The sequence below is a fragment of the Caballeronia sp. AZ1_KS37 genome (genome assembly GCF_023631165.1).
Classification (GTDB): domain Bacteria; phylum Pseudomonadota; class Gammaproteobacteria; order Burkholderiales; family Burkholderiaceae; genus Caballeronia; species Caballeronia zhejiangensis.
The window spans coordinates 136285-161532 of sequence record NZ_JALQDP010000016.1; the positions used below are offsets into that span (position 1 = coordinate 136285).

Genomic DNA, 25248 nt, shown 5'->3' on the forward strand with positions numbered 1-25248 from the left:
TCCGATACCGGGCAGACTGCGCGAGCGAATGTCAGGAAACGAGGCTTGGGAGGGAAACGATGCGGAAAAGATCACCGCTTTCGCGAACTCGACTTCTTCGGCGCGGTGCGCCGGAATTCATCGAGCACGTCTTCGAATTCGGAGACGTCTTCGAAACGCTTGTAGACGGAGGCGAAACGCACGTAAGCGATGGTATCGAGCTGTCGCAGCTCGTTCATGACGAGCTCGCCGAGACGCTCGCTCTGCACTTCGCGCTCGCCGCTGCCGAGCAACTGATACTCGATGCGCGACGCGGCGGCATCGATCGCATCGGCGGCGACCGGGCGCTTTCGCAGCGCAAGCTGCATGCTCGCGACGATCTTGCGCCGATCGAACTCGGTGCGGCTGCCGTCTTTCTTGACGACGCTCGGCAGCGCCAGCTCGACGCGTTCATACGTGGTGAAACGCTTGTCGCACGCGGGACAGCGCCGCCGCCGCCGAATGGCCGCGCCATCCTCCGACACGCGAGAATCCACGACCTGGGTATCTTCGTGTCGGCAAAATGGGCAGCGCATCGGCGGTGTGCTCGCGAATTAACGGTAAACCGGGAAACGCTTGGTCAGATCGGCCACTTGCGCGCGCACGCGCTCGAGGTTCGCCTGGTCTTCCGGATTGTCGAGCACGTCGGCGATCAGGTTGCCCACGATCTCCGCTTCCTTCGTGCCGAAGCCGCGCGTGGTCATCGCGGGCGAGCCGAGGCGCACGCCGCTCGTGACGAACGGCTTTTCCGGATCGTTCGGAATGGCGTTCTTGTTGACCGTGATGTGCGCGGCGCCGAGCGCGGCTTCCGCTGCCTTGCCGGTGATCTTCTTTGCGCGCAGATCGACGAGCATCACATGGCTTTCGGTGTGGCCCGAGACGATACGCAGACCGCGCTTCACGAGCGTTTCGGCCAGGACGCGCGCGTTATCGACCACGGCTTGCTGATACGCCTTGAATTCCGGCGACAGCGCTTCCTTGAACGCGACGGCCTTCGCGGCGATCACGTGCATCAGCGGACCGCCCTGAATGCCCGGGAAAATGGCCGAGTTGATCTGCTTCTCGAACTCCGCCTTCATCAGAATGACGCCGCCGCGCGGGCCGCGCAGGCTCTTGTGCGTGGTCGTCGTGACGAAGTCCGCGTGCGGCACCGGATTCGGATACACGCCAGCCGCGACGAGACCGGCGTAGTGCGCCATGTCGACCATGAAGTACGCGCCGACGCTCTTCGCGATCTTCGAAAGACGCTCGAAATCGATCTTCAGCGCGAACGCCGACGCGCCCGCGACGATCAGCTTCGGCTTGTGTTCCTTGGCGAGCGCTTCGGTCTTGTCGTAGTCGATGTCCTCGGCTTCGTTCAGGCCGTAGCTCACGACGTTGAACCACTTGCCCGACATGTTGACCGGCGAGCCGTGCGTGAGGTGACCGCCTTCGGCGAGGCTCATGCCCATGATCGTGTCGCCCGGCTTGAGCACGGCGAAAAAGACGCCCTGATTCGCCTGCGAGCCGGAGTTCGGCTGCACGTTCGCGGCTTCGGCGCCGAAGAGTTGCTTCACGCGGTCGATCGCGAGCTGCTCGACGATGTCCACATATTCGCAACCGCCGTAATAGCGCTTGCCGGGATAGCCTTCGGCGTATTTGTTCGTGAGTTGCGAGCCCTGCGCGGCCATTACGGCCGGGCTCGTGTAGTTTTCCGACGCGATCAGCTCGATGTGATCTTCCTGGCGGCGGTTTTCCTGCTCGATCGCCTTGAGCAATTCGGGATCGACATTGGCGAGGGTACTTTCGGCTCTGTCAAACATACGTTTTCCGTGAGATCAAAACAGGTTGACCGGATCGCGCGTGCGCCACGTTCGAAGCAGACGCAAAAGACGCTGGAAACCGATGGAGTCCAGGCGCGGCGGATAGAGGAAGAATCCGGTTTCGCGGAACGGACAGCCACCAGCAACGCAGCGACGGCGTGCGGATCTCAGCTGCCCAGGCGAACGGCAAAACGACGCTCCGCGCTTCCTGGTGGGTCGCTCCACCTTGAATCCGAAGATTCTATCGCCAGTCACGCGGGGTTTGAGCGTTGTAGTGTAATGGCCGGCCATGCTTTAGGCAACCGGCTTACAGGGCAATCGGACGGGCGCGCAGCCACGCTTAAAGCACGATCGTTCGCGCCCACGGTTGCTTGCCGCGCCGCATCAATGGAAGTACGCTTTGCGCCGTTGCCGGACGCGTCGCCCTGCGCGCGTCGGCTTTGCCCGTCTCAGTCCATTCGGAGTCCGCTCATGATCGTTTTTGTCACCGGCGCGTCGGCCGGATTCGGCGCCGCCATCGCCCGCACGTTCGTCAAAGGCGGCCATCGTGTGATCGCCGCCGCGCGTCGCAAGGAGCGCCTGGTCGCGCTGTCGAACGAACTCGGCGACGCGCTTCTGCCAGTCGAACTCGACGTACGGGACGAAAACGCCGTCCGCAACGCCGTCGCGGCGCTGCCCGACGCGTTCGCGCAGATCGACGTGCTGGTGAACAACGCCGGACTCGCGCTCGGCCTCGAACCCGCGCAACGCGCGAATCTCGACGACTGGAAGAACATGATCGACACGAACTGCACGGGTCTCGTGACGGTCACGCACGCGATCTTGCCGGGCATGATCGAGCGCAATCGCGGACATGTGTTCAACATGGGATCGGTGGCGGGCACGTATCCGTACGCCGGAGGCAACGTGTACGGCGCGACGAAGGCGTTCGTGCGGCAGTTCAGCCTGAACCTGCGCGCGGACGTCGCCGGCACCGCCCTTCGCGTGACGGACATCGAGCCGGGGCTCGTCGGCGGCACCGAGTTTTCGAACGTGCGCTTCAAGGGCGACGACAGCAAAGCCGCGACTGTATATAAGGATGTGCAGGCGCTCACGCCCGAGGACATCGCCGACGCGATCTACTGGATCGCCACGCGCCCGGCACACGTGAACATCAACGCGATCGAGATGATGCCGGTCGCCCAGACGTTCGCACCGTTGCAAATTCACCGCGGCTGATTCCGATATCTGCCTAAGGATTTGGCGGGGGTGCTTCCGGTTCCGGTAAAATGCCGCCGATGAATATTTGTCAAAATGCGAGCCAGATCGTGTTTATGAGCCTCTGCGCGAGCGGAGCGGCGCAAAGGTGAGTGATCCGTTGACTTTCGAGTGGCCGATTCGGGTGTATTACGAGGACACCGACGCCGGCGGCATCGTCTTCTACGCGAACTACCTGAAGTTCTTCGAACGGGCGCGCACCGAATGGCTGCGCGCGTGCGGAATCGATCAGCAGCGTCTCGCCGATTCGAGCGACATCCTGTTCGTCGTGAGACGCACGGCCGTCGAATATTCGTCGCCGGCACGCCTGGATGACGTCATTCGCGTTGTAAGTCGCATCGAGCGCCTCGGCCGTGCATCGGTGGATTTTCATCAGGAAGCGTGGCGCGACGGCATGCTGCTCGCGAGCGGCGACATTCGCGTTGCCTCGGTGGATCGCGCGTCGATTCGTCCGGCCGCCATTCCGGATGCGGTGATCGAAGGATTGAAGCGCGGCCCGCACGCGACGCTCGCCGCGGCATCGCGCGGCGCAGATCAAGACCGAGCCTGAACGATGAACTCATCGCACACCGAAGCGAAACCGGGCATCGGGAACAGAGGAAGCATTAACGAGCATGAGCCGGCCACGGCACGGCTTTCGTTTGATTCACATCCATTTCACGAAAGCATGACGCTTTGACCGGACGCCCCTTTCGGGACGTAACAGCAGACCTTTATGAACAATACACAAGACCTGTCGATCATTTCCCTCGTCGTTCACGCGAGCCTGCTCGCGCAGGCCGTGATGGCGCTGCTGTTGCTGCTGTCGCTCCTGTCGTGGACCTTCATTTTCCGCAAGTGGTTTGCCATTCGCCGCGCGCGCGCGCAGACCGAGCGCTTCGAGCGCGATTTCTGGTCGGGCGGCGACCTGCAGGCGCTGTATCAAAGCGCGGCGAACAACCGTCACACGATCGGCGCGCTCGAGCGTATCTTCGAATCCGGCATGCGTGAATTCCTGAAGGGCAAGGAGCGCCGGATCACCGATCCGGGCGCGATTCTCGACGGTTCCCGCCGCGCGATGCGCGCCGCCTTCCAGCGCGAAATGGACGTGCTCGAAGCGAACCTCGCGTTCCTCGCGTCGGTCGGTTCCGTGAGTCCTTATATCGGTCTCTTCGGCACGGTGTGGGGGATCATGAATTCGTTCCGCGGTCTCGCCAATGTGCAGCAGGCGACGCTCGCGAACGTGGCGCCCGGCATCGCCGAAGCGCTCGTCGCGACGGCGATCGGCCTCTTCGCCGCGATTCCCGCAGTGGTCGCGTACAACCGCTACGCGCACGACATCGACCGTCTGGCGATCCGCTTCGAGACCTTCATCGAAGAGTTCTCGAACATCCTGCAGCGTCAGGCGCACTAACAGAAGGAGTCCGCGATGGCAGGCCCCATTCGTTCCAGCATGCGCGGCGGCTCGCGCCGCGCGATGGCCGACATCAACGTCGTGCCATACATCGACGTGATGCTCGTGCTGCTCGTCATCTTCATGGTGACGGCGCCGCTCGTTTCGCCCTCGATCATCAATCTGCCGACCGTCGGCAATGCGCAGCCGCAGGAGCAGCAGCCGCCGCTCGTCATCAACATCAAGGCGGACGGCAGCATGAACGTGCGCTACAAGGAAGAAGGCGGCGCGACGCAAGAGCAGAAGATGACGATGAACGATCTCAACAGCTTCGTGCTCAACCGTCAGGAATCACATCCGGATCAGCCCGTCGTGATCGCGGCGGACAAGACCGTGAAGTACGAAGTCGTGATGAACGTGATGTCCGATATGAAGGCGCGCGGCGTGAAGCGCGTCGGATTGCTCGTCAAATCGCAATGACCCTTTCGCACAGGCCGACACGCGCATCGTCCGCGCGACCGAATCGCCCGCCGCGTGAACGCGGCACGGGTAAGGCGTTCGCGCTCGCGGCGTTGATGCATCTGCTGCTCGGCTGGTTCCTGTATCACGGCATCAACTGGCAGAACAACACGCCGGCGGGCGCGGAAGCGGAAATCTGGACCGAGATTCCGGACACGCCCGCGCCGACGCCGCGCCCTGCCCCGCCGCCGCCCGCGCCGGTGAAGGTGCAGCCCGCGCCGCCGCCGGCGAAGGACGAAGACGCGGACATCGCGTTGCAGGAGAAGAAGCGCAAGCAGCAGGAAGCCGCCGCGCGCGAAGCGCAACTCGCCGAGCAGCGCCGTCAGCAGGAAGAGGCGAAGCAGGAAGCGGAAGCGAAGCGTCAGCAGCAGCTCGCCGCGCAAGCCGCCCAGCAGAAGGCGATGCAGGACAAGCAGAAGCAGATCGAGCAGCAGCGTCAGGCCGACCTGCAGAAGCAGCAACAGAAGGCGCAGCAGGACAAGCAGCGTCAGCAGCAGCAAGCCGAAGCGCAGAAGCAGGAACAGCTCAAGGAGCAGAAGGAGAAGGAGAAGGAACAGCAGGAAGCCAAGGCGAAGGCCGACGCGCAAGCCAAGGCCAAGGCTGAGTCCGACGCGAAAGCGAAGGCCGCGGCGCAAGCGAAAGCCAAGGCCGACGCGGAAGCGAAAGCCAAGCTCGATGCCGAGCGCAAGGCGCGTCTCTCGCAACTGCAAGGGCAGTTGGGCGGCGGCACGGCGGGCAGCGGCGAAGGCCTGGCCAAGAGCGGCACCGGCAAGGGCGCGGGCGGCAATGCGACCTCGCCTGGCTACGCCGAGAAGGTGCAGCGTCGCGTGCGGCCGAACATCGTGTGGGCCGGCGAAACGGCCGGGCTCGAGACGGTCGTGTCGGTACGCTGCTCGCCGTCGGGCACGCTGCTGTCGGCGAATATCACGCGCTCGAGCGGCAACGAGCAGTGGGATCAGGCGGCACTGCGCGCGGTACAGCGCTCGGATCCGATGCCAGTGGATATCGACGGCAAGGCGCCTTCGAGCTTCACGATCACGCTGCGTCCGGCGGGCGGTTAACGCGCTAGTCAGCAGTGAAGCGCGCTTGAAAGCTCGCATTAAGCAGCGGGAACGAAATGTGCGACCGCGGGTCTGTTCTGCAGTCCGCGGACACTTGAAAACGCTTTTATCTGGAACCTATACAGCATGAGTTTGATGACGAAGCTTGGCCTGAAAACGCTGGTCGCGTCCTGCCTGATCGCAGCCGGCACCGCTGCACACGCCCAGTTGAACGTACTCGTGACCGGCGTCGGTTCGACCCAGTTTCCGATCGCGACGGCCAATTTCGCCAATGAAGCGAGTTCGCCGCAGCAAGTCAGCGCGATCATTCGCCAGGATCTGCAGCGCAGCGGCAAGTTCACGAATATCGACGCCGGCAGCGCGCCGGTCGCGGAATCCGATACGGTCGATCTCGGCGCGTGGAAGGCAAAAGGCGCGGACGCGTTCGTGTCGGGTAGCGTGAACAAGCTGCCGAACGGCCAATACGAAGTGCGCTTCCGGCTCTACGACACCGTCAAGCAGCAGAACCTGGGCGGCCTGTCGCTCGTCAGCGCCGAAAGCGGCCTGCGCATGAGCGCGCACAAGATCGCCGACTACATCTACGCGAAGCTGCTCGGCGGCCGCGGCGTGTTCGCAACGCGTCTGTCCTACGTCATTCAGACGGGCGGCCGTTATCAATTGCAGATTTCGGATTCGGACGGTCAGGACGCGAAGATCGCCCTCTCCAGCCCGGAACCGATCATTTCGCCGGCGTGGTCGCCGGACGGCACGAAGGTCGCATACGTGTCGTTCGAGAAAAAGAAGCCGGTGGTGTACATCCACGACCTGCCGACGGGACGTCGCGTAGTCGTGTCGAATCAGAAGGGCAACAACAGTGCCCCGTCGTGGTCGCCTGATGGCCGCAAGCTCGCGGTCGCGCTCTCGCGCACGGGCAACACGCAGATTTTCGAAGTCAACGCAGACGGCTCCGGCCTGCGCCGTCTGACACAAGGCAGTTCCATCGACACCGAGCCGTTCTACTCTCCTGATGGCAACTGGATTTATTTCACGAGCGATCGCGGCGGCCAACCGCAGATCTACAAGATGCCGGCGGCGGGTGAAAGCGCCGGCGCGGCCCAGCGGGTCACGTTTGCGGGTGCGTACAACACCAGCCCGCGCGTGAGTCCGGACGGCAAGCAACTCGCGTACATTTCGCGCACTGGCGGCGGCTTCAAGCTGTATCTGCAGGACCTCGCGTCCGGCACGGCGACGGGGCTGACCGACACGACGCATGACGAATCGCCGAGCTTCGCGGCGAATGGTCAGTACATCCTCTACGCCACCCAAGTGAACGGACGTGGCGTGTTGGCAGCCGTTTCGACCGACGGTCGCACGCGGCAAGTCTTGTCAGTTCAGGGCGGTGTGGTGCGCGAGCCGTCCTGGGGTCCGTTCATGCAATAAGTCCAGCAATAACGTTTCACATACAACGTTCAGCTACAACACAAGGAGAGGTACCATGATGTCGAAACTTCGTATCGGCCTGGCAGTTGCGATGGTCGGCGCATTGGCGGCGTGTCACTCGGGCGTGAAGCTCGACGAAGGCCAGAACAAGGGTGCAGTCGGCACGCAGCCGAACCCGACGGACGTGAAGCAGGTCAACATCGACCCACTGAACGATCCGAACAGCCCGCTCGCCAAGCGCAGCATCTATTTCGACTTCGACAGCTATGCCGTGAAGGACGACTATCAGCCGCTGCTGCAACAACACTCGTCGTACCTGAAGAGCCATCCGGAGCGTCACGTCCTGATTCAAGGCAACACCGACGAACGCGGCACGAGCGAGTACAACCTCGCGCTCGGCCAGAAGCGTGCGGAAGCCGTGCGTCGTGCAATGTCGCTGATGGGCGTCGCCGATTCGCAGATGGAAGCCGTGTCGCTCGGCAAGGAAAAGCCGACGGCAACGGGTCACGACGAATCGTCGTGGGCACAGAACCGCCGTGCGGACCTCGTGTACCAGCAGTAATTTACTTAACGTAACCAGTCACGGGTGAGTCGCCCTATGTTGTATCGCTTTCCCTTGCTGCGCGCGGCCGCAGCCGCGTGTGTAGTCGGTTCGACGATGTTGAGTGCGCCCGCGCACGCCGGCGTCTTCGACGACAACGAAGCGCGTAAAGCCGTGCTCGATCTGCGCACGAAGACTGACAGCCTGTCCAGTCAGTTGCAGGCCGCGCAGCGCACGATCCTCGATCAGCAGAATCGTATCGACCAGCTCAATCAGCAGGTCGCGACGGTTCGTGGCCAGAACGAGGATCTGGCCAACCAGGTCGCCACGCTGCAGAAGCAGCAGAAGGACTATTACGCCGATCTCGATTCGCGCTTGAAGAAATTCGAGCCGCAGCAAGAGACGATCGATGGCGTGACGGGTTCGGTGCAGCCGGGCGAGACGGAAGCGTTCAACGCAGCGTCGACTCAGTTCCGTAACGGTGACTACAAGAATGCCGCGGCGTCGTTCAAGGCGTTCGTGGCGAAGTACCCGCAGAGCCCGTATCAGCCGACGGCGCGGTATTGGCTCGGCAATGCGCTCTATGCGCAGCGCGACTACAAGGGATCGACTGCGATCTGGCAGGACCTGGTGAAGAGTTATCCGACGCATCCGCGAGCGCCCGAGGCGTTGCTCGCAATCGCGAACAACCAGATCGAGCAAGGTCAGAAAGCGGCTGCGAAGCAGACGCTTCAGCAGATCATCTCGCAGTACGCCGGCACGGAAGTCGCGCAGACCGCGCAGAGCAAGATGTCGCAAGTGAAGTAAGCGAAGCCGAAGTTCGGAGTTTCGCGCCTCTCGAGGAGAATGCCCGCGGGCAATGGAGCCGCGGGCGTTTTTCTTTCGATGATTTGATGATTCTTCAACCGAGCGGGTTGACAGATTCGCGAATCGAAGTTTATAATTTTGCCTCTTTCGGGTCGTTAGCTCAGCTGGTAGAGCAGCGGACTTTTAATCCGTTGGTCACAGGTTCGAATCCCGTACGGCCTACCAAGTATCAGGTAAAAAGCCCAGTCATTGCGACTGGGCTTTTTGCTTTGGCCGTTCGGTCCTTCGCATCACTGTTCCAGCAGCCTTAGCCGCGGCGTGAGCTCGAGCGCGGCGACGGCCTCGAACATATCGTTCGCTTCACTCAACGCACGGTCCGCTTCGGCCTTGCGCTTCTTGTAGCTCGAATGTCTGTTGAACCCGGCGCCCAGCAGCATCACGCCGACCAACGCACTCGGCCAGACGAAGTACGCCGCGAGCAGGCACAACACGCCCCAGAACGTGTAGGGCCAGAGCTTCGGCTCGGCGGGTATCGAATTGCGCGCCATCTCGATTCGCGCGAGCGCCCGTTCCAGTCCTTCGACGCAACCGCCGCGCTCCCGCAACCGCCCTTCGATTTCATACACCGCGCGCATCGTCTTCTCTTTCGACGGAAGCGACAAGGAACCGATGTCCGTCAGCAAGCTGATCGATTCGTTGACTTGCGCGAAGGATGGCGCCAACGACGCGAAGGTCTGTTCATGCTCGGGAAGCGCCATCGCTTTGCGGACGTCCGAACGCCCCACGCAGACCCCGTGCGAAAAGAAATATTGCTGGATCGCGCGCGATGTCCGGATCTTGAGACCCGCGAGAAATTCCTCGTTGGCCTGTTCCCTTCTACTCATTGTTTTCGCTCCTCGACATGCTGGGGCCTCATCCCCCGGCGCCGCTATTCTTTCCGCTTATGTCGAAGACCGTCACCCGAAAAATCCGAAAGCCTGATGGCCGCCCCGTCCGATCAAGACACGATTTGTCTCGATAGTTTCTATAATCAGGAGCAACCTTTCCTCGCCTGCGCATCATGACCTCCAGCCTCGACGAAGCCATCCTCCGCGTGCTCCCTACCGAGCGCGACGCGACCGCGTGGCTATCGACGCCCGAAGTCCGCAGACGTCTCGAAGAGCGCGGTCATCGCGTCGGCTATACGAAGAAGGTGCAGCGTCATCTGACGGCGCTCGAAGCCGATGCGCGCGTCGTATCCATGCTCAACGGCCGCGAGCTGCTCTGGCAGCGCAAGCCGTGGCTGCACGGCTTGCAGGAAGGCATGAGCGGTTTGATGAGCGCATCGGAGGCGGTGGCGTTTCACATCCTCCAGCGCTTTGCGGGCAACAAGCTGCCGAATGCCGTCACGCGCGACATCGATCCGCTGTTCAAGGCCGCCGAATCGCGGCTGTCGCAGGAAACGGCGGACAGCCGCATCTATCGCGCGTGGGCCGACAAGATCGATTCCGTCGATGGCGCTTTCACGCTGATTCGGCCGAAGCTGCGTCCGGAAATCTTTCAGACGGTCGCGACCGCTACGTTCTTCGAGCGCGAACTGCTCGTGCAGTATCGCGCGGCATATCGGGGCGAACGCAGCGACGAACCGCGCACGAAAAAGCTGTGGCCGCTCGCGCTGGTCGAATCCGCGGGCGTGATGTATATGGTCGCGCAAGATCCGAGTCGCGCGCCGCGTCCGGAGAAAGGCGAAACGGAATGGACGCGCGCGCTGTATCGGCTGGACCGGATTCGCTCGGTTTCCGAGTCGGGCGAATCTTTCACGTATCCGGACGATTTCAAGCTGCGCAAATACATCGAAACGCAGCAGGTCTTCGACTTTCTGCCCGAGCCGCCGGTGCTGCTCGAACTTGCGTTCGAAGGCAACGCGGGCAATCAGTTGCGCGAATCGCCGATGTCGAAGGATCAAAAAATCGACACGTTGCCCGACGGCCGCATGAAAGTCACCGGCACCGTCACGCCAAGTCTCAAGCTGCGCTGGTGGCTGCGCGCGCTCGGCGCGGGCGTCGAGATTCTCGCGCCGCAAGCGTTGCGTGACGAGTTCGCCGAGGATTTCGCCAAGCTGGCGAAGCGCTATCGGACGAGCTGACGCATCAGCCCATATAACGCACGTTCACCTGCGGCCCGAACACCTCGCGCACGATATCGACGAGATGATCGTGGTGGCTCAGAAAGATCACCTGCGTGCGTTTTGCGATCTGCGCGAGCACGCGCAAGCCGGCGCGCGCGCGGCCATCGTCGAAGTTGATGAAGAGATCGTCGGCGACGAACGGCAACGCCGACGCCTTCTCGCCATGCTCTTCCAGCGCCGCGAGCCGCAGCGCGAGATACAGCTGATCGCGCGTGCCCTCGCTCATGCCGGCGATATCCACATGCTCGCCGCTCGCGCGAATTGCGGACAGCGCCATCGGCTGACGATCGTAATCGACGACGAGCCGCGAGAACGTGTCGAGCGTGAGCGCCGAAAAAATCGTGCTTGCGCGCGACAGCATCGGTCCCTGACGGCGCTCGCGATAACGGTCGATCGCCCACTTGAGCAGCGTCGACGCCGTTTCGACCTTGACGAAGCGCTCGGCGGCATCGGACATCGTGGCGAGCGCTTCCTGCCGCTTCGCTTCGGCGCGCGCGGCGTTCGCTTCGCCTGAAATGGCATTGAGTTCGCGGCGCGCGGCGTCGAGTGCCGTCGCCGTTTCGCTCGCGATTCTCACCGATTCCGACAGCGCCGCGCCGATGCGCGACAACTCCGCCTGCACGTTCGACATGTCCGCGCCCTCCACTTCCGCGATGAGTTCGTCGAGCGTCAGGCCATCGCCGCCCTTGATGAGCGCGGCGCGCGCGTCGTCGACGGCGGCGGCCAGTTCGCGCTTCTTCTGCGATTGCGCGATGCGTGCCTGAAGCACGTCCGGCGTATCGACACCCGCCAGATCGTAGAGCGGACGCAGCGTCGCCTTCGCTTCCTCGACATCGGCGTGAGCGCGACGCACGTGCTCGCCCGCCGACGCGTGCTCCTTCTTCAAACGCTCACGCTCGCCATGCGCGGCGCAAGCGAGATCGAGACGCGCCGACAACGCCGTCGCAGTCGCGTTCGCGCCGAGCGCCGCGAGCGATTCGTCGAGTTCGCGCGCAAGGTGCGATGCCTCGGCGTCGAGCGCTGTGAGCGCCGCGCGCATCGCGTCGATCTGGCCGTTGCGTACGGTTTCGATGTGCGTCAGTTGCGCGCCGATCTTCTTCACCATGTCGATGGCCGCTTCCGCCGCCGCCTGCGAATCCGCTGCGTTCGCGAGTCCCGCTTTCGCGATCGCCGCCGACCACTCGCATTGCCAGCGTTCGAACGCTTCGCGCGCCGCTTTCGCCGCGCCTTGCCGCGCGATGCGCTCGGCTTGCGCTTCGTCGAGTTGCGCGGATACGTTGCGGCGCGTGACCGCGGCTTCGTCGATGGCCGCGATCTTCGCCTCGGCCCGATCGCAGAGCGCGTCGAGATCGGCGCGTGCGTCCGCGTCGTCCAGATGCCGCGCGAGTTCGTCGCGGCGCGCGCGGGAATCGGCGGCTTCGCGCGCGAATTCTTCGGCGCGCGCATCGAGCGTCTGCGACGCGGCCAGCGCCTTGTCACGCGATGCGATCCACGACGGCGCATCGTCGAGCGACATGTCCGCGATCTGCGACTGCGCGGCGAGCGCGCGCCACGATTCGTCGAACGATGTCAGCGCCGATTCTGCTTCGCGCACGCTTTGCTCGCGTCGCGCGAGCGTCGATTCTTCGTTCGCGACGCGCCGCTTCAAGGCCGCGAGTTGCGTCGCGTGATTCACGGAACCCAACTGACGATCGGCGAGACCATCCGCCGCGTGCATCGCCGTTTCGAAACCGGAAGCGCCTCGATCGAGCGCGACGTCGCCGGACCGGATCGCGCGCCACGCTGCATCGCGCGACGTACGCGCGTCCCGAACCTGATCGCCCGTCACGACATCGTGCGTCTCGACCAGACTGTCGAGTTCCGATCGCACGGCGTGCAGCGCGTCCTGCGCTTCCTTCGCGCGATCGGCCGCGAGCGTCAGCCGCGACGACAGATCCTGCCGCTGCGCGCGCAATGCGGCGATGCGCTCCGCCGCCGGCAGCGTCATCGACTTGAGTTCGCCGATCGGACGCGACCATCGCCCGAGCGACGCCATGCCCGCTTCGAGCAACTGTTGCGCGTCGCGCTTCGCATCTTCGAGGCGCTGCTGCGTCGCGCTCGCATCGCGATACTTCTGCGCGGCACGCAATGCAGCGCGCAGACCCGGCGACACATCGCCGTTCGCGATCGCCGCGAGCTTCGTTTGCAGCGTGACGATCTGCGCGGCGCATGCGTCGGCGGCTTGCTCCGCATTGCGCGCGGCGAGTTCGAGTTCGCCGCGTTCGAGCATCAGGCTCGTGACGGTCTGAAGCGCGAGCGCGCCGGGCATCGCGCCGCGCACGCCCGCTTCGTCGAGCGGCCAGCCGAGCTGCGCGCCGTCCTGCGCAATCTGGCGCAGCCGCAGCGCGACTTCCTGTTCGAGCCGCGCGATTTCGTTCGCGTGATCGGCACAGCGCTGTCGCGTGGCGTCGAGCGCACGAATGCGCGCTTGCGCGGCGAGGACCGCGTCGTCGATCACGATCGCGTCGAGATCGGCTTGCAACTGCGCGGCGGCTCTTGTGTGGACGTCGAGCGCGCTTTGCGCCGCCGCGAGCCGCTTCAGCGCGTTTTGCAGCGTCGCCTCGGCGTTCGCGGGCAGATCGACGGCATCGCCCAGTTCGCGCAATTCCGCGGCCTTCTCACGCCACACGTTCAAGTACGGCGCCACGCGCCTCACGCGCTCCAGCTTGGCGCGCTGCGTTTCGAGCTCCGTGCGGCGCGCGTCTTCATCGCGACGCTTCTCCTCCGCCTCTTCCACGGCGCCGTGCGCGCGACGCCACTGCGCCGTTCTCACGCTCGCCGTCTTCAGCTCGGCGGTGGCTTCGTCGTATTGCTTCAGGCCGATGTAATACGCGCGATCGCCCGACTTGCGCTTCGCCCACAGTCGATCGGCCTCGTCAGCGAGACGTTGGCGCACGTCGCCGAGACTCGCGATGCCCGCCGCCGATTGAAACAGCACCTGCCCGACATCGCTTGATGCATCGAGAATGGCTTCGCCGCCGCGCCGCAGCGCCTCGTGATTCAGGCAGTACATCTGCTCGAAGAAGCCTTTATCGGATGCGCCCAGAAACGTCGCCAGCGCGTCGGCGGGCAGCGCATCGCCGTTCGGCGTGCAGAGCGACGACTTGCGGCTCTTCGTACGATGGAACGCGAACGCGTCGCCGCCCGTTTCGATCGACGCCCCGAGCCGCAGATCGCTTTGCGGATGCACGAACGCAAGCGGCGAGCTATGCGGCATGCCGAAGAGCAACTCGGAAATCGCGTTCTTGATGGTGGATTTGCCCGCCTCGTTCGGACCGACGACAAAGTGAAAATCGTGTTCCGCCGCCGGAAACTCCACCGCGTGATCGGTGAATTTGCCGTAGCGGATGAGTTCGAGCTTGCCGATACGCATGCCTTACTCCGCGTCCGATAACTGCGCGATCAGCCCCGAGCGCACTTCGGCGACGAGCTTAGCGAGTTCGCCATTGCGCACGTGCTCGAGCTCCGGCACGGACTTCTGCAACTCGCTCGGCGCCTGCGACGCCAGTGCGATCAGCCTTTCCTTCAACATGCTCAGAAACTCCGGGTCGGATTCCGCTTCGATGAGAAGACCGTGAAGATCGGCGAGCGCATCGGTGCGGCCGGTGGCCGGCTCGCTGTGCGCGAGCGGCTCGGTCGCGATCCTCACTTTTTCGAGCCAGAGCCGGTCGTGGCTGATCGCGGCGATCTGCGCGAGGACTTCCGCGCGCAGTTGCGCTTCCAGCCCGAAGAGTTCGCCGTGCGCCGCGGTCGCGCCGGCGATCGTCACGCGCACGGCGTGCGGCACGGGCGCCGCGGACGATTCGACGAGCGCTTCGAGCGCACGTCCGACCGCGAGCGCGACTTCATCGAGCGTACCCGCCTGCGATGCGTCGACCGTCACGGCTTCCCAACGCAGCACGTCGATGAAAAGCCGCTCGACGCTCACCTCTTCCGCGTCCGAAACATTGACGATGACCGCGCCGCGCCGTCCCGTCTCGCGGATATTGCGTCCTTGCAGATTGCCCGGAAACACGATGGTCGACGCGTCCTGCCAGATCGCGTAATCGTGCACATGGCCGAGCGCCCAGTAGTGATATTCCTTCGCGTGCAGTTCGGCGACGGAGCACGGCGCGTAGCTCGCGTGCATCGATCCGCCTTCGAGCGCGGTATGCAGCACGCCGATATTGAAATATCCCGCGACCGGCGCCGGATACGCGGTGACGAGATTCGTCGTGACCGCTTTTTCCTTGAAGCTGTGGCCGTGAAGCGCGACCTTCAGATCCTCGATGAGAAAGGTCTGCGGCTTTCGCGTCGAGAACGTGTGGACGTTGTCCGGCAACTGAAGCTGGCTCGTCATTTCGCTTTCGGCGTCGTGATTGCCGAAGAGCACGTACACCGGAATGCCCGCGCGACGCAGCCGCCCCATTTCACGGCAAAAGAAGATGCCCGTGTTGTGATCGCGCCAGGTGCCGTCGTAGAGATCGCCGGCGATCACCATGAAGTCGACTTGCTCGTCGACCGCCACCGACACGAGCTTCGAGAAGGCCTCGCGCGTGGCGTTGCGCAGCATGTCCGCGGGCGCGTCCGCGTAGGCGGAGAGGCCGTGCAACGGGCTGTCGAGATGGATGTCCGCCGCGTGTATGAAGCGCATGGCGCTCGCTCCTTTCAATGGGACCGACGATCATAGCAGCCGGTCGAGACACATCGTGTCCCGATCGACGATGCGTCTTCGGGACGCGATATGTCCCGCCCCGCTCGCAGAATCACTCGTCCGGATTCAACGCGAACAAGGACAAGACGATGAACGCAACACTCGAACGAGACGCCACGATCACGAGCCCTTACACGCCGGGAAACGTCGATGCCGCAATCGGGCATCTGGAACGCGTGCTGTCGGCGGAAGGCGCGAATTCGCTGTTCGGCCAGACTTATTGGCGCACTCGCGTGCAGCAGGTGAGCGCGACGCGTGGCCTGCTTCACGAGCAGCGCGTGCGGCTGGAACGGCTGATGAAACTGCTGTCGGATGCGGGCCGCGTTCAGCCCTTCGAGCGCTGAACGGCTTGTGCCAGCGCGACGAATTCCGCGACCGGCACTTCCTCGGCGCGGCGCGTGAGATCGAAGCCGAGCGCGTCGAAATCGATCGCGTCGCGGTACGCGCTCAGGTTGTTGCGCAATACCTTGCGGCGCTGCGCGAACGCGGCTTTGACGACGTCGCTCAGCACGGTTTCGTCGACTTCGGGCAACTCGTGCGGCGCGAGCGGAATCATCCGCACGATCGCGGAATTCACCTTCGGCGGCGGATTGAACGATTCGGGCGGCACGTCGATCAGCTTGTCCATCACGTAGCGGTATTGCAGCATCACCGAAAGACGCCCGTAGTCCTTGCTCGCGGGTTCGGCGATCATGCGCTCGACCACTTCGTCCTGCAGCATGAAATGTTGGTCGATGACCTTGTGCGCGAACGTCGTCAAATGGAACAGCAGCGGACTCGAAATGTTGTACGGCAGATTGCCGACGATGCGCAGCGTCGGCTTCTCACTTTCGAGCGCGAGCGAAGCGAAATCGAAGTCGAGCGCATCGGCGGAATGCACGACGAGCCTGTCGCCGAAACGCTTTTCCAGACGGCCGATCAGATCGCGATCCAGTTCGACGGCGTGCAGCGGCGACTCGGGCGTGGCAAGACGCTCGATCAGAGGCTCGGTGAGCGCCGCGAGGCCCGGCCCGATTTCGACCATGCGCTCGCCGCGCTTCGGCGCGATCACATCGACGATGGAATCGATCACGCCCTGATCGACGAGAAAGTTTTGCCCGAAGCGCTTGCGCGCGAAATGGCCTTGGTGTTTGGTCGACATACTGATTCGAATTGAATGCGCGCGAGTTCAGGCGCTGCGCTTGTGGCGCGCCATCGTAACGGCGGCATCGATGGCGGCGATCATGCTGCCCGGATCGGCGCGGCCCGTGCCGGCGAGATCGAGCGCGGTGCCGTGATCCACCGACGTGCGGATGATCGGCAAGCCGAGCGTCACGTTGATGCCTTCGCCGAAGGTCGCGTACTTCAGCACCGGCAAGCCCTGGTCGTGGAACATCGCGAGCACGCAATCGGCGTCTTTCAGATAGCGCGGCTGGAACAGCGTATCGGCGGGATACGGACCGGGCGCATCAATGCCGAGTGCACGGGCGCGTTCGAGCGCAGGCGTGATGACGTCGATTTCCTCGCGGCCCAGATAGCCGTTTTCGCCCGCGTGCGGATTGAGCCCGGTGACGAGAATGCGCGGCGCGGGCAAGCCGAAATGCGCGCGCAGATCGTGATCGATGATGGTGAGCGTTTCGACGAGACCGTCGATGCTGAGCGCCGCCGACACGTCCTTCAGCGGCAGATGCGTGGTCGCGAGCGCGACGCGCAACGGACGTTCGCTGGAACCCGCGAGCATCATCACGACGCGCGGCGTATGCGTGCGCTCGGCGAGGTATTCGGTGTGGCCGGTGAAAGGCACGCCGGCATCGTTGATGGTGCTCTTTTGCAGCGGCGCGGTGACGATGCCGTCGAACCGGCCGGAGACCGCGCCGTCGATGGCGGCATCGAGCAGACCGAGCACGTAGCGCCCGTTCGCCGCATTCAGTTTGCCCGCTTCGGCGGGAACGGCGAGCGCGTGATGTTCGATGTCGACCGAGTCGGGCCATGCGCCGCCCGCGCGGGACGTGAGCAGATCGCGATCGCCGAGCACCGTGAAGCGCGCCGATGGCCAGCGCTCGCGCGCCTCGCGTAGCGCCGCCGCCGTCAGTTCCGGGCCGACGCCGGCCGGCTCGCCGGTCGTAATGGCGATGGCGAGCGGTCGGGCATCGGCATTCATGCTGTTACTGCGCTTGGGCAGCGACGCCCTTGTACTGCACGTACGCGGTGTCGCGCAGTTCGCGCAGCCAGTCGGAATACGCCTGCTCGGCCTTGCGCTGGCCGATCGCCTGACGCGCGATGTCGAGTTGCTGCGACGCCGATCCTTCCGCATCCCGGCGAGCGAGCACCTGAATCAGGTGATAGCCGTACTCGCTGCGCACCGGATCGCTGACCGCGCCGTCCTGCAGGTTGTTCATCGCGCGCTCGAATTCCGGCACGGTCTCGCCCGGGCTGATCCAGCCAAGATCGCCGCCTTGCGACGCCGAACCGTCCTGCGAATACGTGCGCGCGAAGTTGGCGAAATCGCCGCCGTTCGCGACCTGCTGCTTGATGTCGAGCAGCCGCTGGCGCGCGGCCTGTTCCGACATACCGTCCGACACGCGCAGCAGGATGTGGCGCACGTGCGTCTGCACGAGTTTCGGCGCATCGCCGGCGGTGCCCTGGCTCGCGCGGCGATCCACCAGCTTGATGATTTCGAAACCGCCGTCGGTGCGCAGCAGCGTCGGCACGACCTGGCCCGGACGCAGCGTCGACACTGCAGTCACGATGCCCGCCGGCAGCGAGCCGGGCGCGCGAAAACCGAGATCGCCGCCCTTGCCGGCGTCCGTGTCCTGCGAATTCTGCTTTGCGAGCTTGGCGAAATCGTCGCCGGCTTGCGCCTGCTTGAGCACGGCTTCGGCCTGCGCCTGAACCTTCGCGACTTCGCTTTCCGGCGCGTCCGACGGCAGCTTGAACATGATGTGCTGCAAACGCAGATCGCTCGCGTTGCGCGCGCCCGGACCGCGCTGGCTGGCGATGTAGTTCGCCACTTCGCCGTCGGACACGGTGATCTTGCTATCCACTTCCTTTTCGCGCAGCTTCGAGAGCGTGAGCTCCGTGCGCGCGTCGCGCATGAAGGTGGACCAAGGCACGCCCTGCGCCTCGATGCGCGAGCGGTAGACGTCGAGCGTCATCTGGTTTTGCTGCGCGAGACGCGCGAGCGTGCGGTTCACGGTGGCGTCGTCGATGACAATGCCGTCTTCCTTCGCCTTCTGAAGCTGAATGCGCTCGATCACCATCTGATCGAGCACTTGCCGCTGCATCTGATCGGCAGGCGGCACCGGCGCGTTTTGCTGCTGGAGACGCTTGACGATGAGGGCGGTGCGCTCTTCCAGTTCGCGCTGTGTGATGACGCCGTCGTTCACCACCGCGACGACGGAATCCGCGACCTGCACATTGCGATTCGACAACGCCTGCGCACCGGCCGGCGAACTCAGGATCAGCGCGCCGACCAGCACGCCCGCTGCGATTGCCGTCGATCGAAACATATTCACGTTTGCCACAGATACTCCATCAAATACGGACTTCACCGTTCGTGTCCTGCTTGTGTGTCCTGCCCTGCGCGGCCGCCGACGCGCTTTTCGCTGCACGTCCGTGGACGCCGCGAGCCCGATCCGGCCTCACTCGTAATCGCTGTACCGGGAGAGCGGCGGCGCCGCTGCCGGCGGCGGCTGATAACCCTGAACGCTCGCGCGGAACGCGCTGACGAGCCCGTTGTCGACGTTCGACAAGCCCTTGAACGTCAGCTGCGCGAGCACGCGCGTGCCCGAGGACGGCTGGCCCAGCGTGTTCACGCCGTTGGCGTAGCGCTGCATGCCGAAGCCGAACGCCCAGCAGTCGGCATCGTACTGGAAGCCCAGAAGCCCGTCGACGAGACGATGGCTCGCGAGATCATAGTTCACGCGGCCGACGGCATAGAGACGGTTCGTGAGCGGCCATTCGCCCGAGACCAGGATCTGGTTGATCGGCTCGTTCACCAGCGTTGTCTGGTTCGAACGCGTGTAGCGATAGCCGACGTTGATCACCTTGCGCGCGCCGGGACTGAACGCAAAGCCGATGCTCGAGCGCACGAGCTGGTTGTTGTCCACATTATATTGGAACGCAGTTTCCGAAGCGAAACCAGCACCCAGCTTGATGGCCGCGCCGGCGATCAGGTCGGAGTGCTTTGCCTGTCCCGGCGGCTGATCCGGCGAGATCGTGACGCGCTGGCTCTGGAAATAATACTGCTGCGCGATGACGAAACGCGCACGCTCGTCGCCCGTCGCCGGGTTGATGAAGCGCGTGGTCAGGCCGGCCGTCAGGCGATTTGCGTCCGCGATCCGGTCGTTCCCGACAAACGTGTTCGGCGTGTAGATTTCAGCGAGACCGAAGTCGGCTTCGGCGGTATCGAAAATCGGCGCGAAGTCCTGATTGTGATACGGCGTGTAGACGTAGTAGAGCCGTGGCTCCAGCGTCTGGATGTAGTCCTGCCCGAAAAGCCGCACCGAGCGGTCGAACACGAGGCCCGTGTCGAAGCTGAGCGTCGGGATCGATTCGGTGAAGTTCTTCGGCTGCCCCGCGACCGGCGGCGACGAACCCGCGACCTGCGTCGTCGCGATATGGCTCAGATCGTACGAGGCGAAGTGCCATTGCACTTTCGGCGTGACGAAATAGCCGGGCGCATTGACGCCGTAGCTCAGGTACGGATTGAAGTACAGCCGGTTGCCGTCGGTGGCGCCGTCGGTCGTGATCGTGAAGCGCGTGGCGTCCAGTTCCGCGCCGTAGTCGAAGCCGCCGACGTTGTACTTGTTGTACTGAACGTTGACCTGCGGCTCGCGGGCGTACGGCGGCGTCGAGGGTTGCAGCGTCTGCCAGCGCTGTTCGCGCGCGAGCACCGACCACGGGCCGTTGTTGTACGTGAGCCCCGCTTCCTGCTGATACAGCAGTTGCGTGCCGTTCAGGAACTGATTCGACGCGTTGCCCAGGTCTTCCGGATATTGATCGTCCGAAACCTTGTTGTAATTGATGTAACCGCCGAAGCCGCTGCCGAAGTTCTGACGGTGCTGCCAGAAGATCGCGTAGCGGTTCGAATGCGTCACGCGGTCATCGGGCAGATAGTTGACGTCGAGCGAGCCCGAGTACGTGGGCGACAGATAGCGATATGTCGCCTCGCCCAGTACGCCGCGCTTCGTCATGATGCGCGGCGTGATGGTCAGATCGCGATTGGGCGCGATATTGAAATAGTACGGGATCGTCGCTTCGAAGCCGGTCGTCGAACTGAGCGTGAAGGTCGGCGGCAGAAGGCCGCTGCGACGGTCGCCCGTCAGCGGAAACGACAGCCACGGGCTGCCGAAAACCGGCACGCCCTGGAAGAACAGCACGCCGTTGTGGGCGATGCCCTCTTCGGCGCCGGTGTCGAAATCGAACGACGTGCCCTTGATGTACCACGCCGGATCGGACTCGCACTGGCAGGCCGTGTACGTGCCGTGGTCGATGCGCGCCCGCTCGTTGTCGATCATGTCGGCGCGCGCGGCGCTGCCCGAGCCGCCCGTCAGATTGAAGCGGTACTTCGGGTTCGTCATGAACCCTTCATTCGCTTCCACCTTCAGATGCGCTTCGGGACCGACGAACGACACGCCGTTGTTGATCAGCCTGACATTGCCGAAAGCATCGGCCATGTCGGTGTCCTGGTCGTAGTGGAGCGCGTCGCCCTTGATGACCGTGACCGTGCGCCGGATCTCCGCCGAGCCCTTCGCCGCCATGTCTTCGTCGGTCGTGCCCGTCGCCTTGTCACTGAGGAGGAAGGTCGAGGGCTGCTGGCCGTTTTGCAGCGGGCGTTCCTGGAGCTCCGGCGCGAGGCGCAGGCTGCCCGGGCCGTCGAGCGGCTGCGGATAGGCGGCGTCGCCCACGAGCTGCGCGTGGGCAAGAGCGGGCATCAAGCCTGGAACGGATAGAAGCGCAGCGACGAGCCGCCGCCTGCGTGGCTTGTCGTCGCCTTTGATTTTCGATACGGGAAACTGTCGTGGCGGCATGTATGGGTGGCGGTTCGATCCCGTTCGCGTCCCACGCGCCCGATGCCGCCGGGCAGGCGGCCGCGCCTTTCCGCAGTCACGAACTTGACGGTCCGTTGCTAAGCGGGGACGACACTCGATCGAACGGTGACGCTCACAGTCGTCGGGAGCCTGGTGCCAGGCGTGAAACGGATCGCTTAAAAAAGTCGTGGGGTATTATATGGCAAGATGTTTGGCCCCTCGAATTTATGACGCACATTCCTTCCGACGCCCGCCTGAACCAGCTTCGCTCGTGGCTCGAAAACGTCGCCGGACCCTACCGGCTGAACGTCGCAAGCCTCGCTCCCGCCTCCGCCGATGCCAGCTTTCGCCGCTATTTCAGGCTCGAGAGCGATGCGGCGTTCGGCAAAACGCTCATCGCCGTCGATGCGCCGCCGCCGGAAAAATGCCGCGAATTCGTGCAGGTCGCCGGGCTTCTCGAGGCCGCGAACGTGCATGTGCCGAAAGTTTTGGAAACGGATTTCGACGCCGGTTTCATGCTGCTCACCGATCTCGGCACGACGACTTACATGTCGGTGCTCGACGAAAAGAACGCGCGGCCGATGATGCGCGCCGCGATCGACACGCTGATCCGCTTTCAGCAAACCGCGCGCGAAGGCGTGCTGCCGCCGTTCGACGAGGCGTTCCTGCGCCGCGAGATGGAGCTGATGCCCGAGTGGTTCATCGGACGCCATCTGGGCCGTGAAGTCGCCGCCGACGAACGCAAGACGCTCGACGCCACGTTCACGCTGCTCGTGCAAAGCGCGCTCGCGCAGCCGCAGACTTTCATGCTGCGTGACTTCATGCCGCGCAATCTGATGGTGTGCGAGCCGAATCCGGGCGTGCTGGACTTTCAGGACGCGGTGTACGGCCCGATCACGTACGACATGGCCTCGCTCATGCGCGACGCGTTCATCAGCTGGGAAGAAGAGTTTCAGCTCGATTGCGTCGCGTATTACTGGGAGCGCGCAAAAAAGGCCGGACTTCCCGTCGATGAGGATTTCGGCGAGTTCTATCGCCAGCTCGAATGGATGGGCCTGCAGCGCCACATCAAGGTGCTCGGCCTCTTCGCGCGGATTCACTATCGCGACGGCAAGCCGCGCTATCTCGCCGATCTGCCGCGCTTCATCGGTTATGCGCGCAAGGTCGCGGAACGCTACGCGCCGCTGTGGCCGTTCGCTCGTCTGCTCGATTCGCTGGAAGGGCGCGCGGTCGATGTCGGCTACACCTTTTGATTCACGATGACGCACGCTTTGAAAACGGCGATGATCTTCGCCGCCGGACGCGGCGAACGCATGCGCCCGCTCACCGACCTCTGTCCGAAGCCGTTGCTGCCGGTCGGCGGAAAGCCTTTGATCATGTGGCAGATCGAGCGTCTCGCGGCGGCGGGCGTCGAAACGATCGTCATCAATCATGCGTGGCTCGGCGATCAGATCGAAAGCGCGCTCGGCAACGGTTCTCAATGGGGCGTCGAGCTGCGCTATTCGGCCGAGACCGAAGCGCTGGAGACGGCGGGCGGCATCGCACGGGCGCGTCATCTGATCGGCGATGGCGTGTTCATCGCGGTAAGCGGCGACGTCTTTTGCGACTTCGATTACGCGACCTTGCGCGAGCGCGCCTCGACGCTCACTTCGATGCCCTCGCCCGGCATGCATCTCGTGATGGTGCCGAATCCGCCGTTCCATCCGAAGGGCGACTTCGCGCTGAACGACGGCACGCTCGCGCTGGAAGGCGAGCCGCGCTATACGTTCGGCAACATCGGTCTGTACGACACGCGCATGTTCGACGATCTCGCACCCGGCACGCGCCGCGCACTCACGCCGTACTATCGCGAAACCATCGCGGCCGGGCGCGCGAGCGGCGAGCTCTACGAAGGCCGATGGGAAAACGTCGGCACGCCCGCGCAGCTCCGCGCACTCGACGAGGAACTGCGGGCGGGGTGAGCTTCGGAGATTGGGACGCATCCGATGGTAAAATGCGCGGTTCTCGCGTCTTTTCCTTCCATTGCGACAAGCAATCATGTCCGATACCCGTCCCGATACCCTCTTTGCGCTCACCGCGCTCTCGCCGCTCGACGGCCGCTATGCCGCCAAGACCGAAGCCCTGCGCGACTGGCTTTCCGAAGCCGCGTTCATGCGCCATCGCGTGACGGTTGAGATTCACTGGCTGATCGCGTTGTCGCGCGCGGGTTTCGCCGAAGTGCCGCGCTTCTCCGACGCTTCCGAACAGTTCCTGCTAGGCCTCGCCGAGCGCTTCACCGCGCACGATGCGGCGCGCATCAAGGACATCGAACGCGTGACGAATCACGACGTGAAGGCCGTCGAATACTGGCTCAAGGAGTCGGTCAAGGGCCAGCCGGAACTGGAGCGCGCAAGCGAATTCATCCACTTCGCGTGCACGTCGGAAGACATCAACAACACATCGCACGGTCTGATGCTCGCCGGCGCGCGCGAACGCGTGATTTTGCCCGCGCTGCGCTCGGTGCATGAACGTCTCGTGAAGCTCGCGCACATGCACGCAGAGCAGCCCATGCTTTCGCGCACGCACGGTCAGCCCGCCAGCCCGACGACGCTCGGCAAGGAAATCGCCAATGTCGCGGCGCGTCTTGCGCGCGCGATCACGCGTATCGAGAAGGTCGAACTGCTCGGCAAGATGAACGGCGCGGTCGGCAACTTCAACGCGCATCTGTCGGCGTATCCGGACTTCGACTGGGAAGCGTTCTCGAAAGATGTCGTCGAAAATCGGCTGAAGCTCACGTTCAATCCGTACACGATCCAGATCGAGCCGCACGACTACATGGCCGAACTGTTCGACACCGTCGCGCGCGCGAACACGATCCTGCTCGACCTCGATCGCGATGTGTGGGGCTACATTTCGCTCGGCTATTTCAAACAGAAGACGAAGGCCGGTGAAATCGGCTCCTCGACGATGCCGCACAAGGTCAATCCGATCGACTTCGAGAACTCGGAAGGCAATCTCGGCCTCGCGAACGCGACGCTGCGCCATCTCGCTGACAAGCTGCCGGTCTCGCGCTGGCAGCGCGATCTCACCGATTCGACGGTTCTGCGCAATATCGGCGTCGCCTTCGGGTACTCGCTGCTCGCTTACGACGCGCTGATCCGTGGCCTCGACAAGCTCGAAGTGAACGCGGCGCGTCTGAACGAAGATCTCGACAATACGTGGGAAGTGCTCGCCGAGCCGGTGCAGACGGTGATGCGCCGCTACGGCATCGAGAACCCGTATGAGCAATTGAAGGAACTGACGCGCGGCAAGGGCATCACGCGCGAGGCGCTGCAGACGTTCATCGGCGGGCTGGCGATTCCGGCCGACGCGAAGAAGCTGCTGCTGGAGATGACGCCCGGCTCGTATATCGGCAAGGCGGTGGAGCTGGCGAAGCGGATCAGCTAAGCAAAAAGACAGAAGCCCCGGAATTCCGGGTCCGGAATTTGAACTGCACCCCAAAAGTTGGACACCCGTTCAACGATTTGGGGTGTTTTTTCATGAGCAAGTACAGCGCACGACTC

The 25248-nt window shown here is 63.8% G+C and carries 22 protein-coding genes, 1 tRNA gene and 1 riboswitch; of the genes, 14 read left to right on the forward strand and 9 right to left on the reverse strand.

Translation table 11 applies throughout. From position 1 onward, the window contains the following. Positions 1 to 71 precede the first annotated feature (71 nt). Positions 72 to 554, reverse strand: a complete 483-nt coding sequence (gene nrdR, locus NCS00_RS11670) for a transcriptional regulator NrdR (RefSeq protein WP_008342795.1) — start codon at positions 552 to 554, stop codon at positions 72 to 74. 18 nt (positions 555 to 572) lie between these two features. After that, positions 573 to 1820, reverse strand: coding sequence for a serine hydroxymethyltransferase (gene glyA / locus NCS00_RS11675; protein ID WP_034471530.1), 1248 nt, complete (start codon positions 1818 to 1820; stop codon positions 573 to 575). Positions 1821 to 1986: 166 nt separating this feature from the next. Continuing rightward, positions 1987 to 2085: riboswitch (ZMP/ZTP riboswitch) on the reverse strand. A gap of 206 nt (positions 2086 to 2291) precedes the next feature. On the opposite strand from glyA, the gene ydfG reads away from it, so the two are divergent. The 9 genes from ydfG (at position 2292) to NCS00_RS11720 (ending at position 9021) form a co-directional block, all read left to right on the forward strand. Beyond that, entirely contained in the window at positions 2292 to 3038 is a 747-nt protein-coding gene (ydfG, locus tag NCS00_RS11680) for a bifunctional NADP-dependent 3-hydroxy acid dehydrogenase/3-hydroxypropionate dehydrogenase YdfG (protein WP_034471528.1), read from the forward strand. 127 nt (positions 3039 to 3165) lie between these two features. Further along, complete coding sequence (gene ybgC, locus NCS00_RS11685; RefSeq protein ID WP_250440166.1) at positions 3166 to 3627, forward strand: tol-pal system-associated acyl-CoA thioesterase; 462 nt, start codon at positions 3166 to 3168, stop codon at positions 3625 to 3627. A 165-nt stretch (positions 3628 to 3792) separates the two neighbouring features. Further along, positions 3793 to 4470 (forward strand): protein TolQ, encoded by a 678-nt coding sequence (gene tolQ / locus NCS00_RS11690; RefSeq protein WP_008342801.1) that lies wholly within the window; start codon positions 3793 to 3795, stop codon positions 4468 to 4470. Positions 4471 to 4485: 15 nt separating this feature from the next. Next, entirely contained in the window at positions 4486 to 4929 is a 444-nt protein-coding gene (tolR, locus tag NCS00_RS11695) for a protein TolR (RefSeq protein WP_008342802.1), read from the forward strand. Then, the gene (gene tolA, locus NCS00_RS11700) at positions 4926 to 6029 is read left to right on the forward strand and encodes a cell envelope integrity protein TolA (protein ID WP_034471522.1); all 1104 of its coding nucleotides are present in this window, start codon (positions 4926 to 4928) and stop codon (positions 6027 to 6029) included. Before tolR ends, tolA begins: the two co-directional genes overlap by 4 nt. Before the next feature lie 126 nt (positions 6030 to 6155). Continuing rightward, positions 6156 to 7448: a Tol-Pal system beta propeller repeat protein TolB gene (tolB, locus tag NCS00_RS11705; protein ID WP_008342805.1), complete on the forward strand. Its 1293-nt coding sequence runs from the start codon at positions 6156 to 6158 to the stop codon at positions 7446 to 7448. 55 nt (positions 7449 to 7503) lie between these two features. Further along, positions 7504 to 8010 (forward strand): peptidoglycan-associated lipoprotein Pal, encoded by a 507-nt coding sequence (gene pal, locus NCS00_RS11710; protein ID WP_008342807.1) that lies wholly within the window; start codon positions 7504 to 7506, stop codon positions 8008 to 8010. A gap of 36 nt (positions 8011 to 8046) precedes the next feature. Beyond that, on the forward strand, positions 8047 to 8796 hold the full coding sequence (gene ybgF, locus NCS00_RS11715) for a tol-pal system protein YbgF (protein ID WP_008342809.1): 750 nt from the start codon (positions 8047 to 8049) through the stop codon (positions 8794 to 8796). Between the two features lie 149 nt (positions 8797 to 8945). Continuing rightward, positions 8946 to 9021: transfer RNA gene (locus NCS00_RS11720), tRNA-Lys, on the forward strand. 65 nt (positions 9022 to 9086) lie between these two features. On the opposite strand, the gene NCS00_RS11725 is transcribed toward NCS00_RS11720, so the two are convergent. Continuing rightward, on the reverse strand, positions 9087 to 9680 hold the full coding sequence (locus NCS00_RS11725) for a hypothetical protein (protein WP_250440167.1): 594 nt from the start codon (positions 9678 to 9680) through the stop codon (positions 9087 to 9089). 176 nt (positions 9681 to 9856) lie between these two features. Here NCS00_RS11725 and NCS00_RS11730 point away from each other — a divergent pair, with 176 nt between their 5' ends. After that, positions 9857 to 10921, forward strand: a complete 1065-nt coding sequence (locus NCS00_RS11730; RefSeq protein ID WP_008342813.1) for a helix-turn-helix transcriptional regulator — start codon at positions 9857 to 9859, stop codon at positions 10919 to 10921. Between the two features lie 4 nt (positions 10922 to 10925). On the opposite strand, the gene NCS00_RS11735 is transcribed toward NCS00_RS11730, so the two are convergent. After that, positions 10926 to 14375: an ATP-binding protein gene (locus NCS00_RS11735; protein ID WP_250440168.1), complete on the reverse strand. Its 3450-nt coding sequence runs from the start codon at positions 14373 to 14375 to the stop codon at positions 10926 to 10928. A gap of 3 nt (positions 14376 to 14378) precedes the next feature. Continuing rightward, positions 14379 to 15635, reverse strand: a complete 1257-nt coding sequence (locus NCS00_RS11740) for a metallophosphoesterase family protein (protein WP_250440169.1) — start codon at positions 15633 to 15635, stop codon at positions 14379 to 14381. A gap of 149 nt (positions 15636 to 15784) precedes the next feature. Between NCS00_RS11740 and NCS00_RS11745 the strand changes: the two genes are divergently transcribed. Beyond that, complete coding sequence (locus NCS00_RS11745; RefSeq protein WP_175980481.1) at positions 15785 to 16039, forward strand: hypothetical protein; 255 nt, start codon at positions 15785 to 15787, stop codon at positions 16037 to 16039. Here NCS00_RS11745 and rsmA read toward each other — a convergent pair. The 4 genes from rsmA to NCS00_RS11765 all read right to left on the reverse strand — a co-directional run bounded on the left by rsmA (position 16021) and on the right by NCS00_RS11765 (position 21706). Beyond that, complete coding sequence (gene rsmA, locus NCS00_RS11750) at positions 16021 to 16836, reverse strand: 16S rRNA (adenine(1518)-N(6)/adenine(1519)-N(6))-dimethyltransferase RsmA (protein ID WP_008342822.1); 816 nt, start codon at positions 16834 to 16836, stop codon at positions 16021 to 16023. The genes NCS00_RS11745 and rsmA overlap by 19 nt on opposite strands. Positions 16837 to 16863: 27 nt before the next feature. Then, complete coding sequence (pdxA, locus tag NCS00_RS11755) at positions 16864 to 17835, reverse strand: 4-hydroxythreonine-4-phosphate dehydrogenase PdxA (RefSeq protein WP_239295124.1); 972 nt, start codon at positions 17833 to 17835, stop codon at positions 16864 to 16866. Positions 17836 to 17839: 4 nt separating this feature from the next. Continuing rightward, positions 17840 to 19183, reverse strand: coding sequence for a peptidylprolyl isomerase (locus NCS00_RS11760; protein WP_008342825.1), 1344 nt, complete (start codon positions 19181 to 19183; stop codon positions 17840 to 17842). Between the two features lie 132 nt (positions 19184 to 19315). Next, positions 19316 to 21706 carry an LPS-assembly protein LptD gene (locus NCS00_RS11765; protein ID WP_239295125.1) on the reverse strand — a complete coding sequence of 797 codons (2391 nt, stop codon included), beginning with the start codon at positions 21704 to 21706 and terminating at the stop codon, positions 19316 to 19318. Positions 21707 to 21933: 227 nt separating this feature from the next. Here NCS00_RS11765 and NCS00_RS11770 point away from each other — a divergent pair, with 227 nt between their 5' ends. From NCS00_RS11770 to purB, 3 genes are all read left to right on the forward strand, one after another. Beyond that, entirely contained in the window at positions 21934 to 22959 is a 1026-nt protein-coding gene (locus NCS00_RS11770; protein ID WP_250435160.1) for an aminoglycoside phosphotransferase family protein, read from the forward strand. A 6-nt stretch (positions 22960 to 22965) separates the two neighbouring features. Continuing rightward, positions 22966 to 23667, forward strand: coding sequence for an N-acetylmuramate alpha-1-phosphate uridylyltransferase MurU (gene murU / locus NCS00_RS11775; RefSeq protein WP_250435162.1), 702 nt, complete (start codon positions 22966 to 22968; stop codon positions 23665 to 23667). Positions 23668 to 23743: 76 nt separating this feature from the next. Then, positions 23744 to 25132, forward strand: coding sequence for an adenylosuccinate lyase (gene purB / locus NCS00_RS11780; RefSeq protein ID WP_250440170.1), 1389 nt, complete (start codon positions 23744 to 23746; stop codon positions 25130 to 25132). Positions 25133 to 25248: the final 116 nt, after the last annotated feature.